Source organism: Arenibacter algicola (assembly GCF_018860365.1).
GTDB classification, from domain to species: domain Bacteria; phylum Bacteroidota; class Bacteroidia; order Flavobacteriales; family Flavobacteriaceae; genus Arenibacter; species Arenibacter algicola_B.
In genome coordinates this window covers 110,617-124,371 of record NZ_JAHKPO010000029.1, presented here as the reverse complement: position 1 = coordinate 124,371, position 13,755 = coordinate 110,617, and the positions used below count along the sequence as shown (strand labels likewise).

The 13,755-nt window shown below is 34.5% G+C and carries 11 protein-coding genes and 1 tRNA gene; 6 read left to right on the top strand and 6 right to left on the bottom strand.

What is annotated here, in order from left to right; all coding sequences use genetic code 11:
- Positions 1-14: 14 nt before the first annotated feature.
- The gene (locus KO529_RS22465) at positions 15-398 is read right to left on the bottom strand and encodes an START-like domain-containing protein (RefSeq protein ID WP_215950097.1); all 384 of its coding nucleotides are present in this window, start codon (positions 396-398) and stop codon (positions 15-17) included.
- A gap of 135 nt (positions 399-533) precedes the next feature.
- On the opposite strand from KO529_RS22465, the gene KO529_RS22460 reads away from it, so the two are divergent.
- A tRNA-Met gene (locus KO529_RS22460) sits at positions 534-610 on the top strand.
- Positions 611-1,161: 551 nt separating this feature from the next.
- Here the strand turns inward: KO529_RS22460 and KO529_RS22455 are convergent.
- On the bottom strand, positions 1,162-2,001 hold the full coding sequence (locus tag KO529_RS22455) for a M23 family metallopeptidase (protein WP_215950096.1): 840 nt from the start codon (positions 1,999-2,001) through the stop codon (positions 1,162-1,164).
- A gap of 61 nt (positions 2,002-2,062) precedes the next feature.
- On the opposite strand from KO529_RS22455, the gene KO529_RS22450 reads away from it, so the two are divergent.
- The 5 genes from KO529_RS22450 to KO529_RS22430 all read left to right on the top strand — a co-directional run bounded on the left by KO529_RS22450 (position 2,063) and on the right by KO529_RS22430 (position 8,889).
- A complete protein-coding gene (locus KO529_RS22450; protein WP_215950095.1) occupies positions 2,063-3,286 on the top strand; it encodes a hypothetical protein in 1,224 nt (407 codons plus the stop codon).
- A 123-nt stretch (positions 3,287-3,409) separates the two neighbouring features.
- Positions 3,410-4,252: a hypothetical protein gene (locus tag KO529_RS22445; protein WP_215950094.1), complete on the top strand. Its 843-nt coding sequence runs from the start codon at positions 3,410-3,412 to the stop codon at positions 4,250-4,252.
- 67 nt (positions 4,253-4,319) lie between these two features.
- Positions 4,320-5,876 (top strand): toprim domain-containing protein, encoded by a 1,557-nt coding sequence (locus tag KO529_RS22440; protein WP_215950093.1) that lies wholly within the window; start codon positions 4,320-4,322, stop codon positions 5,874-5,876.
- Between the two features lie 76 nt (positions 5,877-5,952).
- Positions 5,953-8,469: a type IV secretory system conjugative DNA transfer family protein gene (locus KO529_RS22435; RefSeq protein ID WP_215950092.1), complete on the top strand. Its 2,517-nt coding sequence runs from the start codon at positions 5,953-5,955 to the stop codon at positions 8,467-8,469.
- A gap of 21 nt (positions 8,470-8,490) precedes the next feature.
- On the top strand, positions 8,491-8,889 hold the full coding sequence (locus KO529_RS22430) for a hypothetical protein (protein ID WP_215950091.1): 399 nt from the start codon (positions 8,491-8,493) through the stop codon (positions 8,887-8,889).
- A gap of 87 nt (positions 8,890-8,976) precedes the next feature.
- Here the strand turns inward: KO529_RS22430 and gapS4b are convergent, their stop codons facing one another.
- From gapS4b to KO529_RS22410, 4 genes are all read right to left on the bottom strand, one after another.
- Entirely contained in the window at positions 8,977-10,098 is a 1,122-nt protein-coding gene (gapS4b, locus tag KO529_RS22425) for a GapS4b family protein (RefSeq protein WP_215950090.1), read from the bottom strand.
- A 3-nt stretch (positions 10,099-10,101) separates the two neighbouring features.
- Positions 10,102-11,046 (bottom strand): GapS4a family protein, encoded by a 945-nt coding sequence (gapS4a, locus tag KO529_RS22420; RefSeq protein WP_215950089.1) that lies wholly within the window; start codon positions 11,044-11,046, stop codon positions 10,102-10,104.
- A 150-nt stretch (positions 11,047-11,196) separates the two neighbouring features.
- Positions 11,197-11,874, bottom strand: a complete 678-nt coding sequence (locus KO529_RS22415; RefSeq protein WP_215950088.1) for an SLATT domain-containing protein — start codon at positions 11,872-11,874, stop codon at positions 11,197-11,199.
- Positions 11,875-11,934: 60 nt separating this feature from the next.
- Entirely contained in the window at positions 11,935-13,740 is a 1,806-nt protein-coding gene (locus tag KO529_RS22410; RefSeq protein ID WP_215950087.1) for a hypothetical protein, read from the bottom strand.
- Between the last annotated feature and the right edge of the window lie 15 nt (positions 13,741-13,755).

Below are 13,755 nucleotides of genomic sequence, written 5' to 3'. Positions count from 1 at the left end.
ATTCCATTAATGTATTAGGCCGAACCCAATACCTGTTTTAAACTGGATACTTGGTTCTCCCATAGCATTTTAGATTCGTCCACTTCATCCTCCTCTGCAAAATCGGTAATAAAAAGAGACACATCTTTGGTTATTTCGTCTACGATAATGCGCATTTCAAAAAAGCTATCATCTTCTTCCGCTACCCAGGTAAATTTTACAAATTCATCGCTCTTGCGCTTTAATAATTTTGCCTGCTCTTCGGAGCCATCCCAAATAAAATTGAACATTTCACCTCTGGAATTTACGTTATCTGCGAACCATTCGGATAGTCCTGAGGGGGTAGATATATATTGATATAGTAGTTGTGGTGAGGATTGAATTACGAATTCAACTTCAAATTTAATTTTATCGCTCATTCTGAATAGTGTTTATGGCGGACAATATATATATTTATAAATGATTAAAAAATAAAACTGAGATAATATTTTTAGCAATCTAATTTGGATAGGACAGAAAATTAACTTTATATTTGCACCCGTTAAAAACGGCATGGCGAGGTAGCTCAGTTGGTTAGAGCGTCGGATTCATAACCCGGAGGTCGGGGGATCGTGCCCCCCTCTCGCTACCAGTAATAACAAGGCTTTTGAGAAATCGAGAGCCTTTTTTTATTTCTCTGTACAACATATGTACAACATTCTAAAATTTACTTACATAACATTGCTTTCGCTTCAAAAAGACCTATCACTAATTATTTGGCTCTCATTTTTGTAATGAATTGATTTTAGTCTTAGTTCTATCGGTGGGAAAATGCGTAATAACCTGCTAATTGAACTTACTTTAATCAAAATGATGTCGTTTTTACATTTTTATTTTATCCAGATTTTTTTATCCTAATCGAAGAATATAAGTGGTTTTGGTCAAGGTTGAATTTACTTTTGATGGTTATTAATCTACTTTTCAAATTAGAAAAATGGTATAATCAGGATATTTAAAATCATCTTTGGCATGCGCCCATACCTTTCATATTTACATGAAATTGCTTGGAGCGCTATTGTGTCTTTTTTTCCAATAAACAAAAAAAACACCCTTTTCTAGCGTCTGGTGATATGTGAAGGTATTAGCTATTATTTTTAGTGTAGTAATACTTAGATTTAGAATAGTGTACTTAACCCAATTTTCTCACTCTACCCCATTATCGGTCGTATTCGATTCAATTAAATGGGTATAAATATTTTTCTTAAGGTTGAATGAAAGTTTTGGGTCTATTTGTAGCATGTTCTTGAGTATCTCATAGTGTAGATGGTTTCCAGTGGAACTTCCAGTACTACCCACCGTACCAATGATTTCATGTTGTTTTACTTTTTGCCCTTTTCGGACAAGCACCTTGTTTAGATGTCCATATAATGTTTCAAAACCGAAGCGATGTTTAATGATAATATGTGTACCATAGCCTTTTTTGGAATATAAGATATCCTTAATGGTACCTGATGCCGATGCATAAACATATTTTCCACTCGCGGTGGCCAAATCGATTCCATAGTGTTTTTTCTTTTTTTCAGAAATTGGATGGATGCGAATGCCATAGTTGCTCGTAACAGAATAGTTGCCTTTCTCCAACGGAACTGCAGATGGAAATTGCTCTAGCAACTGAGGTCGGTATTTTAGGTATGTCTCTAAAGAACCGATATAGGAAAAATCAGGAATTTGGTATAAAAATGTAACTATTCGTTCTTCAATTGCCATTAGCAACTGATTACGTTCCCTTTCTACAAGGTGCGAATCCGTTAACGTAGATCCTAGATTAATTTTAAGTCGTTCTTCATAAAGGTCCATTGTGACCGTGGTATCCTCAAGTCGTTGAGTTGAAATACCAAAGCCGTACCAAATTATATAGAACAGGCTCATAATGATTAAAAAAAGAAAATAGGCGAATTCTTTTTTTCCAAAGGTTTTAGCTGACTTTGGTTTGGTGACACCTACTTTTTTCCTCCAAAAAATTGTAGATTCAAAAAAAATCATATATTTGTATTTATAAGCAAAATTACTATTTATATACAAATAAACAAATTATCAGAATAAGATGAACAACTGGCTTATAGAAGACCACCTAATACACCTTCCAAATCTCTTTGAACATTTGGGGTACCGAGTTGTGCAATCCGAAAATACCCACCTTATACTTAAGAACGGTGGTGAGCACTATGTGATCATAAATACCGAAAAAGGATATTTTTATTATAAGGTGCAACGGCCACAGGAAAAACTATCCGCCTCCGACCTAATTACTGAGCATGTATCAAAAGTTGAAGGAATCGGCAAGGAACTGATATGGGATAAGGTAGATAGCCTATATAACAAAGTATTGGAAACCATAACCCTTCTAATATCCAATAACCCGGAATCCACTCTAAAAATAGTACCAAAGGATTATAATCACTTTCTATCTTACAGGTCACCACTCCAAGATACTTCCAAAGACCTATATCATGGTGTGGAAAGCTCTATTCCCTTTTCGGGGCGTGTTTTCCAAAATCATGAAGGTGGTCCGCTATTTCCTTTGTTCAATCTGCAGAACGAGGTCTGCGGATATTTCCTAGATACGGACAAAGAAGTAGTCCCTTATAAAGAATCAGCTATAAAACACTCCCTTTGGTACTCCAATATTCCAAAGAGAATAGAGGGCCTTTTTCTTTTTAAAGATCCTAAGGAAGCTTTGGCATTCCATAAAAAATTCCAATTAAAAAATGTAGTATACATGGCATTGGGAGCGATAAATTCCCAGACGACCGATATACTTTTCCAGATACAAAGGCTTACGAAAGTGGACAAACTCTTTTTAAGCTTCACGGGAAATAAAAAAATAGAGGGCTATTTGCGGGACCTCCATTTTATATCATATACAAAGGATTCCGATTTTAATTTGACCTTGACCGATAGGGATATACTATTACGCTTCCCCATGGGAAAGGAAAAATCCTTCTCCCGCTTTTACGACCATACCAGACGCTTTAACCAAGACTTGGCCCAAAGCTTTTTGAATTTCAACAAAATCATAGACCAAAACAGGCTGAACAAATACAGTATTCTGGTTTCCAAGGATAATGAAGACATTAAAGTCCGTTTACCCATTGAATCCAACGCCATTAAATTATTGGTGTGGTCGTATTACAAAAACTACCTGAACAAGACGATAGATATTCTAAAGCCAAAGTCTGACAATTGGTATACTGAATGGGAAAATTCTCAAAATCAAGTTAATGAAAGGAAGGAGGTAGAATTGAAAGAATATAGGATTGCCCTATAAAATGGAAAAAGGGCGCTCCCGCCCTCTTTCCTTCAAATTCCGTAACTCACAAATCACTCCTGATTCGAAAGTTATTCAAAAGTAACAAATTCAAATTCCGTAACAATTAAAAATCACTCAAAAATGGAAAATCAAGTAGAAAACACGATTCAAAAAGTATTCGTTAATGTCAATCAAGTTTGGCAAAAGGCCGAAGCAATATCCATAGACGATAAAACCTTCAAAATAAAAGCCGGTAATAATCCATCTTTTGAAATGTTGAAGGACAGCAGAAATGTGGAAATTCTAAAAAACAAAGACCAACAATTTGCCGAGGCCGATGTAAAAAGACGTTTGGAAGGCGCTTACATAAGTTTTGAGAAGTTGGAACCCAACATTCAAGAGTCGATTCTAGAAGGTAGGGAGCAGTTGATCGAGACAACATACATCAATGATGGCAAATTAAAGGAAACGGTCAAGATGGTCCAAATGCTATACAACTCCACTTACGGTTCCAGACTGGATGTACAGATCAAACGTAAGGAACAGGTTAAACTTGAAGATGCCAACGCCTTTCAATATCAATTTACCAAGGATGAATACCATGACATGGTAAAGGAAGGCAAGACCATTCAGTTTACCGGAACTTCCTTGAGCGGAGATACCTTCCAAAAACTGGCCTATTACGAGCCAAAACTGAACGATATCCGTACAAAATCGGCTGTGTCTGCAAATATGTATGTTCTGGGCCAAATATTGACCAAACAACAGGCAGATATTTTGAACAAAGGGGAAGAAGTGAAGATCACCATTCGAAAGACACAAAAAGGACCTTTGACCTATATGGTTCGATGGAGTGCTAAAAACCAACGTTTTCTTTACAAAAATTTGGACAAAACCATTGTTTTGGATAAGGAGGCCAAGGAGAACAAAACCATTGACGGCGAAAAAAAAAAGAAACAGCCTAAAAACGCCATAAGCATGTAACTCAGTTTATACTAATTCAAGCAAATGGCCGACACGCCAAGCATGTCGGCCATTTTACATCCTTCCTATGCAAAGTCCTAACTACATAGATGACCCTGAATATTATAAAAGATTGATTTCAAAAATCAATTCCGAGGTCAATTTTCCGATGTACTTACATCAAAATGGGTACAAATTGATAAAAAAAAGTGCAGGTTCCATGGAATTTAAGAACGACAAAGATCGCATTGTACTACAAATGGCCAGGGAACCCGTAACCTATTTTAACCGAAATGATTCCCAGGACAAAGGGCTTTTCTTTATGTACTTGATGAAGCGTAACATTAATTTTTTTAAAGCCGTTCAGGCCGGTCTCGAAATAGTGAATGGGATTGGTTATATGGAAAATACCCCTATGAAAGTTCGAAGTTCCAAGTTAGTAAGGAAAACCTTGGAGGAAAATTTTAATATCGTTCCATTGCGAAACTCACATTATCTAAGGCAGCAACGTTGTATATCAAAGACCACAATTGACGATCCATTGTTTCAAGGCCGTTTGCTAAATGCCTATTCCATAAGGGATATAAGCAATAAAAACGCCAATATTGCCTTTCCAAAGTACGATTTGAACGACCATCCCCAAAATTATATCCTCTACAATAAAACATATAAGAGCAGTAGAGACAATAAAATTAAAAAGTTTCGCCTAGTCTTGAACCAAAAAGATCATTTCCTATTTTATTCCAACCCCATCAAGCATCCTTCAAAAATTATAGTAGCGGAAAGCGGGATAGACCTCCTCTCCTACCATGAACTATATGGTGGTCCAGATAATTTTTATGTATCCTTTAGTGGCAACGTGTATCAAAAAAAGTTAGAGTTCTTCGGTCAGTTAACCGAAGATTACCTAAAGTCAAACGGTGTATCCCTGGTATCCATAATGGACAATGATATCAAAGGTTTCGAGTTTGACCTAAAGTTATTTACCAACCTTATCAACCGTTTTAATCCAAATGTATATTTGGAAAGTTCATACAACCACGGAAATGTAAGCCTTAATATCAACTACACCACAAAAGTTCAGGCTCAATTGACCAATCATATCACCTTGCTGGAGGAAAAATTAACGTCCCAACTAGGATGGGATAAACTTATGTCGAATTCTATCGAATGGGTAAGATCTACGGACAGGATTATATTGGAATTTTCCTTAGCAGAAGTTTTTAATACCATTCATATTGACGGAGAAAAAAATCTCTTCAAAATCCTGTTAGAGACCATTAACGAACTTTATCTCCCGTTTAAGGCAACTATCCACAAATCCAAGGGAAAGGATTGGAACGATGACCTAAGGGATTCCAAGAAGGTGAAATATGTTAAAATGGAGACCCTCAACCCGAATGCTATGGTCATCGGTGATCAAATTGAATTGAAAACAACCAAAGGGCCTGAAGGCGCACCTAACCTTGGTATCATAAAATCAATAAATAGCAACAGCGTGGAATGCGATTTTGGATTGAAATTTAGCTATACCATTCCCTTTTCGGAAATCAGGGCGCATTTAAAGAAAAATGCTCCCCTTACTCCTGAAAAAAAGAAATGGGAAATAAAGAATAACAATAACTTACAAAACTTGATAGAATGATACTCATGGACCCCTTATCAGAAGAATTAAAGGACAATCTGTACTAGGTAAGTTTCTCTAACACTCTGATTACATTATGAACGACAAGAATCTGGCATTCTCGGCCATGCTACTTTCGGTAACCTTTTTTGCTATTATAGGCTTTATTTCCTATTACCCGATCGTGCAATATCTGGAATGTGATTCACAACTTTCACAAATCATACATGATTTCCTTATTCGATTTAAGCCTTTGCAAGAGCCCTTACCCGGAAGAACAATATTATTGATGTTCATTTTAGGTTCGGTTATGCTATATAATCCCAGAAAAAAAGAGGACAAATCATTTTTGACCGGCCTAACGTATTTTGGAATTGGCTGTGTACTGTTATTTATAACAGGATATTTTAAACCTTCCCAAATCAGTTTGCTCTGGTGCTCTTTGATTTTATATAATATCGGTTTCCTGTTTTCTGTTTCTGGTTCGGTACATATTTTCCAAGTGATGGACTTTGTCAATGATGCCGAGGATGACCCTTTTAACGATCGGAACGAAACATTTCAGCAGATGGAAGAATTCATAGATACAGAGTATTCCGTAAACATTCCCTATGAATACCATTACCAAGGGCAACTAAGGAAAGGGTGGATAAATTTTGTCAACTTGTTCCGGGCCTTATTGGTTATAGGTACACCAGGTAGTGGAAAATCCTTCGCGCTGATCGAAGAGATTATAGAGCAAATGATAGAAAAGAACTTTACGCTATTGATTTATGATTTTAAGTTCGATACGCTTAGTAAGGTGGCCTACAACTATTGGCGCAGAAAAAAGGAGCGCACAAACGATGTTCAAGAAAAATCCAAACTACCCGAGTTTTATACCTTGAGTTTTGACAATATAGAAAAATCGCATCGCTGTAACCCTATCGACCCATATTTAATGCGAAACCAGACCGATGCCGCAGATGCTGCTACAATTATCATGAAAAATCTGAACAAAGATTGGATAAAGCGCAGTGATTTCTTTTCAAAAAGTGCCATTAGTTTTGTTTCGGGGCTGATCTGGTACTTGAAGAAAAAATCCGAGGAGACAGGTGAGAATATCTGCACTTTGCCACATGTCATAACGTTATCTACAATAAACATTGAATACTTGTTGGAAATTATGATGAGGGAAGTAGAAGTCCGTAGTCTGATGATTCCTTTCAAGGATGCCATGGAGCGGCAAGCGGGCCAGCAGTTGGCCGGTCAGACCGCAAGCGCCCAAATATCACTTTCCATGTTGGCCAGCAAGGAAATCTATTTTATCATGACAGGCAACGATTTTCGTTTGGACATCAATAACCCGCAAAAACCTAAAATAGTCTGTATTCAAAATAATCCGGACCGTTCCGAAATCTATGCCGCTCCAATAGGACTCTATATTAATAAGGTTTTGCAAGTGGTAAATAAACCTGGCTGTAGGCCTTTGGGTCTTATCCTGGATGAACTCCCAACCGTTTTCATTATGGGACTTCGCAAGATAATCGATACCGGAAGGTCCCATTATGTTGCCACGGTACTGGGGATACAGAGCATTACACAATTGATAGCCGATTACGGCAGGGAACTGGCGGAGGTCATCTTTGACAACTGCTCCAATGTGTTCAGTGGAGCTGCAAAAGGGGAAACGGCCCGAAGGATCAGTGAGATATTCGGACGCATCCATCAAGGAAAAAAAAGCAAGGCAATATCCAATAACGATACCACAGTCAATTTCAGTACCATTCTTTCGGAATTGTTGCCAAAAAGCAAGATTACCAGTATGTCTACAGGTTATTTTGGGGGCATTGTAGCCGACACCTTTGAAAACCCTATTGAACAAAAACTGTGTTATGGGTTGTTAAAACCGAATATGGAATCCAAAAAGATACAAGGGAAATACGATATGCCCGTACATACCAAATTTAAAAGTGAAAACCATCAGGAATTGGTTGACGCCAAAATGAAGCTGATACACAGGCTTGACTTTTTTGATGTTGTGAGAAATCTTGATTTTGGTCAAACGAATTATTTGCACTTTTATACGATTTACATTAAGGAGTTTGCAGCAGATCAATACGATAATCATATAAAACAAATGCAGTTCGTTCCTTTAGCCCATGAGCTAAAATTGTTCGACCATCTACAAAAATTGGAGGAATTGACAAAGGATGATTCCGGTTCAACACAACATATAGAGCACTATATTACTGCGTTGGTAAATCGCATGTATATAGACAAGGAAATAGATAGGATTCTGGATGCTAATTTTTTAAAGGTGATCAAAGATATCAATGAGCTTGTTGAACGGGAATATGTTCATTGTACTGGAAATAAACCAAAGTTGGCTATTTTTGACGAACACAAAATTGGCGATAAAATAGCGGTATCCTTGGAAAAGGATGAGGTCATTGCAAAAGATTTTATGAAGAAATACCGCAGTAAATCCAGTAGGGAGTTGGCAGATGCCTTTCGCAGGCAATATGAAACACCTACTTTTGAAAGCGTTTCGGCGGTTACTCAAACAGACGTATTTACTGATTCTTTGGAAAGTTTATTGTCGAGCTATCCTATAGAAATGTATAAGGAATAATCTATATTTAAAATTAAAAACATGAAAGATATTGACGAGATGATGAGAGCCTCTACTGAGGATTTCGCATACATCAGCGAACGTTTAAGGATGATTCGCGAAGAGCTGATAGAAAAGGATACCGGCAATAAACGTTCAAGCGAGTTTTCCATTAAATCGATAACCGAACGTTTTGATATGGACTATAATACCTTGGTCAATGTAGAACGCGGGGCCATATCCCTGACTACTATAAAATTGGTTTTATATTATTACTCGCTAGGGTATAATCCAGCATGGATTCTTACAGAGGACAACGAGTTTATTCCTAAAGACAATATTGGGGAGAATGTGGTGTACCAGACCGATGTTCAAGAGGAATACAAGGATTTGGAATCCGCCATTGTAAACGCCTTAACAGAGTTTAAGAAGAAGATTTAAAAATAGATTGCGTAATAGCGTGGCGAAATTTTTCTGGAGTCAGCTGATATTATAAAAAATTATTTCTTTTTTTAAATTTTCATGGTCTCAAACCTTATATTTTTCATATAAAAATATCTTTTGCGTTTCTATTGCTGTATTTAAAAACTTACGGACCTTTTGTTTATTGGCGTGCTGTCGGTAGGCTCTTTCTAGAGATATAGATTGAATATAAAACTGGAATTCTGCATCTTTATTTTGTTGATCTTCATAATCAGAAAAAACGAATTCTACTACGCAAGTGCCACGAGCTTCTGCAAACATGAATTTATATCTTATGGTTAAGGAGCTAAAAACTATTCTGTCATGATATTCTTTTTTTGATATCAACATATGTTGCTGTAGAGCTTCACCTTGTAGTCTTAGTTTGTTTATACCATCTAAAAATTCTTTAATTTCTTTAGGTGGGACTATTTTTGAATCTGGACTAACAGTCAAATCAGTAAGTTTGATAAAATCAATTGAACCGTGAAAAGGATTTGTAAAACCCACTAAAAATTGATATCTATTTTCATTAAGAAAATGATTGAATAGTATCCTTTCGAAATCATCCTCATTTGAAATATAATTTTCTTTTTTAAAATGAGATTTAAGATTTTTTAACACAGCCTCTCCTAATTCATTAGTCTCTTTAGCGGTATGAGTTTTTGTTAGAATAAGTTGAAGGCCACCATCTGAGGTTTTTTCAAGGGTAAGGCTTCCTTTATGTTGAGTTCGGAGCTCGTCCCACCCTTTGGTATTGTTTTGTCGTTCAACAATATATTCCAATAGTATCTTGTTTCTATCCCCATTAATTGGCTTAAATTGAGGTGAACCAATAACTTTAAATGTTGGACTATATGAAGTGCTTTCTTTAATTAGCTTATTTAGGTTAAAGTTTTCAGGGATATTCTCTAATAAATCAGTATTACTCTTCCACGGTAATTTTAAGGTTCTAAATTTTTCATTATCCTCTTTTGAGGATTGGAGGTCAATCAATTCTTGAAATTCTGAAGGATCCAGTAAAAGCTTCATTAGCGCCGGTACAGTATTATTCTTATCATAATCCCCTAAAAAGATTCCTTTATTGTTTAAAATTGATCTATGGTTGGAAGCAGACAATTCTGAGTGTGCAATTAATACTCTTAGACTATCTCCGTAAGGTAAAAATGTTCTGTTTTGAGATTCCATAAATTAAATATTTCTAAAGTCTGTATTGTAATTAATTACTTTTATTTGAGAATAAAAACTGCTATCAGCTAGTCCCATCAATACTGAATTAATTTCGTCTGAGTTATCAATTTTATTATAGTCTGGAAATCCAATGACAGTTTCAGATGTTGCTTCCAATTGATTAAAACTTTTTGCTAGACCAACAATTTGAACAAGTTCATTTTTATCGTATGGCTTTCTACAAATCAGAAATAAAGAAATTCTTTTGTTTTCATCAACAATCCTTAAAGGAAGAATATCGTAAGAGAAAAAATCCATTGGAAATTGTTTTCCGAAATTCTCATTATGCTCAGGATAAAGATTACGTCCTGTTTTTGGATAAATGAAGTCAATATTGCTTGGACCATATTTATCCTTAAATTTTTGAAGCACACCATAAATAAATGACATGCGACTATTGTCGACAAAAATAATTTTATCGAATTTTAAACCATCGCCTGCAAACTGAGATTTGGCGATGTCATGCAATAAATCTTTATCTTTAGAATCTTCGTTGTCAGATAGCCAAAAAAGTACACCTGTAATAATAGTATCATCAACATTAACAGACTTACTCTCTATTTCAGATTTAATATCTGTAAGTGCAAAACATTGTTGTGTCCATGCTAAATCCTCAAAGTAATTTTTAAATTTGGTTCTTGGGGCATTGGGGTATTTATCCTTGGTATACTTAACTGAAATAACCCCTATTTCTAAACACGTATTCTCAAGTGGAGTAGTATATGACACTAAACCATCAACACCATGGGTTGTCTTTATCTTATCTTTTATAGGGCTGTGTTCGCTACCGTAGGAACATGGAATAGAAATATTAGATCTATAATGTGGATATCCCAGTAATTCTTTAAAAAGATATTCAACAATGTCTTCTCCTCTTTCGCCTATTTCTTTAGAATACTCTCCCATTTTTTAAATAAAATTAATAAAGTGAATTACCACAGAAATATAATAATACAACAATTTCAGAAATTAATTTCTTCATTTTATATCTTATATAAATTTAATAGTCAAGTTTATTTTTGAAATATATGAACTGTCTGGATTGCTTTTTTATTATTAATATGTAGTCTGGGTAAACAACATTAATAATATAAATAAAATCGGGGGAGATATGATTAGCAGTAAATACCACCCGTATATATTCCAGTAGTAAAGAAACGCAATTTTATCCTTGTTAAGGTTTTTGATTTTATCTGGTTCATTTTTCTTCATCCATTCTATGTTTGTTATTAAGAATCTATCATAATCTATTCTTGAGTGATTACCAGATGTGCTTAATACATTTTCATATTTCCTTACTATTTCCCGAGCAAAATCTAAAATTTCTTCATCAGTAGGATTATTTTGCAATGTTTTAAATATCCTTAATTCATTATAAAGTTCAGAAATTTTTAAACCACTATCGTGATGAGTTTTTGCTACTAAATCGTATTTCTGTGCATTTTCAAACTGTGTAAATACTAAAACTAAAATAGATAAACCAGTAATTGTGAAGTTGAGTACTTCTTGACTAACACCGAACTCAATATTAAATACCGTTATTAAACTTGCTATTATCAAATACGCTGATATTATTGACAACCCACCGTTGGAAGCATTTCCTTTTGTGCGTAATCGCTTGTCACAATTGAAACGTGCACCCTTTGTAGACCACATTTTGAAATTTAACTCCTCTAGAAAACTTTTGCTTAAGTAACCGCCAGGTGCGTTTTTTTCTTTTTCCGATAATTTCATTTAATTAATATTTTGTAAGTCCCTAGATTAAACCCCATTTTTTAATTTGTGTAATATTATTTATTTTATTTTGTTATTCAACTTCCATTTCACGATACCAAAATCAATATCTTCTGAAACATTTTTAAAATCATTTTGGATCTTCCTCCACTTTTTTACCGGTTTTTCACATTCATTATTCCAATCACATCTTTCAGCAACATCCGCAAAATGTTTTATTCTACTTTTTATTGCCAAATAGTCATTTGAATTAATTGTTGACATGTCTTCCTCCGCTAATTCCTTTAAATGTCTTAAAACTTTAATTATGTATTTAACAGTTTGTTTGGCAATACTATTTTCTTTGTAATATTTCAATGAATAAATACCAATCATACAGAAGTCATTTAGGGTTCCGTAAGTTTTATTCATAAACAGCTTTTTTTCTTTAAATGCTAATATTATGTAATCTGCAAGCGTTTGGATAATTATTCTAATATCTCTATTATCAATATTTTCCTCTTCAATTAATCGCTTTATCAAATATTTAGGAATATTAAGACAATCTAAGGTACTCTCATACATTCCACTTTTCAGAGCATCATGACTATTACTAAACGATGCTGTAAGGCTTTGCAAAGTGATTATTCCTTTTTGATAATTACCAAGTGATGAAACATGAAAATTCAATTCAGCACAAACGTTTTGGATTCTTCTACTACTTTCTTCAAAAGCATCCTTATCTCCAATCTTAATTGCTGTTTCTTGTATTCTGCTTAAACAACCATTGATACTTATAATCTCATCCCATTGAGTATCGTTGTAAAAAACATTACCCTCAAAATTGACACCTTCATACATTTCAACTAAATCCCGAATATCTTCTTGTTTTGGACAATTATTGTTAAGATTAGCCTTAAAGGAAATTTCTATACAATCCAAAGCTGTAGAAAGCGGTATGGAATTACCAAGTTTTATATGCAATTTTAAAAAATCGAAAATTATAAAAAAATGCAAATCTTGTAAGTGTAAAAGAGGGGCTTTTTTATTTGCAAAATAAACATAAACATCCTTTAAGTAGTTCCAAACCAACTCGAAGTATTGATTGTCATTAACTCTAATAGCAGTTTTACAATTTTCTCTCCATAACCACACTAAACCGCTAATAATAACATCACAGCTATTTCTGTCTTGTCCATTGGAAATTAAAATAAGTGCTTTTGATAAAATATCCGTATTAATTTTTTCGTAAGAAGAAACATTGTTCGATAATATATAAGAGTCTAACTCCTTTTTAAGTGTTTTCAACACTTCATTTGTTTCTTCTGGTTTATTATGTCTATATCTTGAAGCCGTTTTAAACGAATTTAGGATTAAAGTGTTGGTTAAATCAATGTTGTTTTTTATTTGACTGCTTTTACCAATAATGTTTTTTAACACCGGAAAAACTGAATATATATAGGCTATGAACATTATACCTAGAAAATAGCCAATAGTTAGGCTTTTTGCGGTGTTGAAACTATCAACGAAAATGTAAGCTATAAAAGACAAACCAATAAGATTTACAGAATTATAAATTGAATTTCTTATTAGTTTGTTTTCTAATGGATTAACGTGTTCATTTTTGTTAAGCCTCTCTTTAAAAAATTCAAGGGTTATTATAATAACAGCCATAAGAATACCAAAAATGGATGCAATAGCTCCAATAATTAAGCCGAAATATTCTTTAGAGTTAACCTGAGATAGATTTAAGTAATCTGGTAAAAATGCTGTTATTCTTGCTAGAGGAGTAGCAACTAAAATTACAAATACAATTATAGTTATAAGGAACCATATCCTCTCTTCCGCCCAAGCTTTAATGATTGATATTAATTCAACTTTCACCATTACCCATGAGATTAC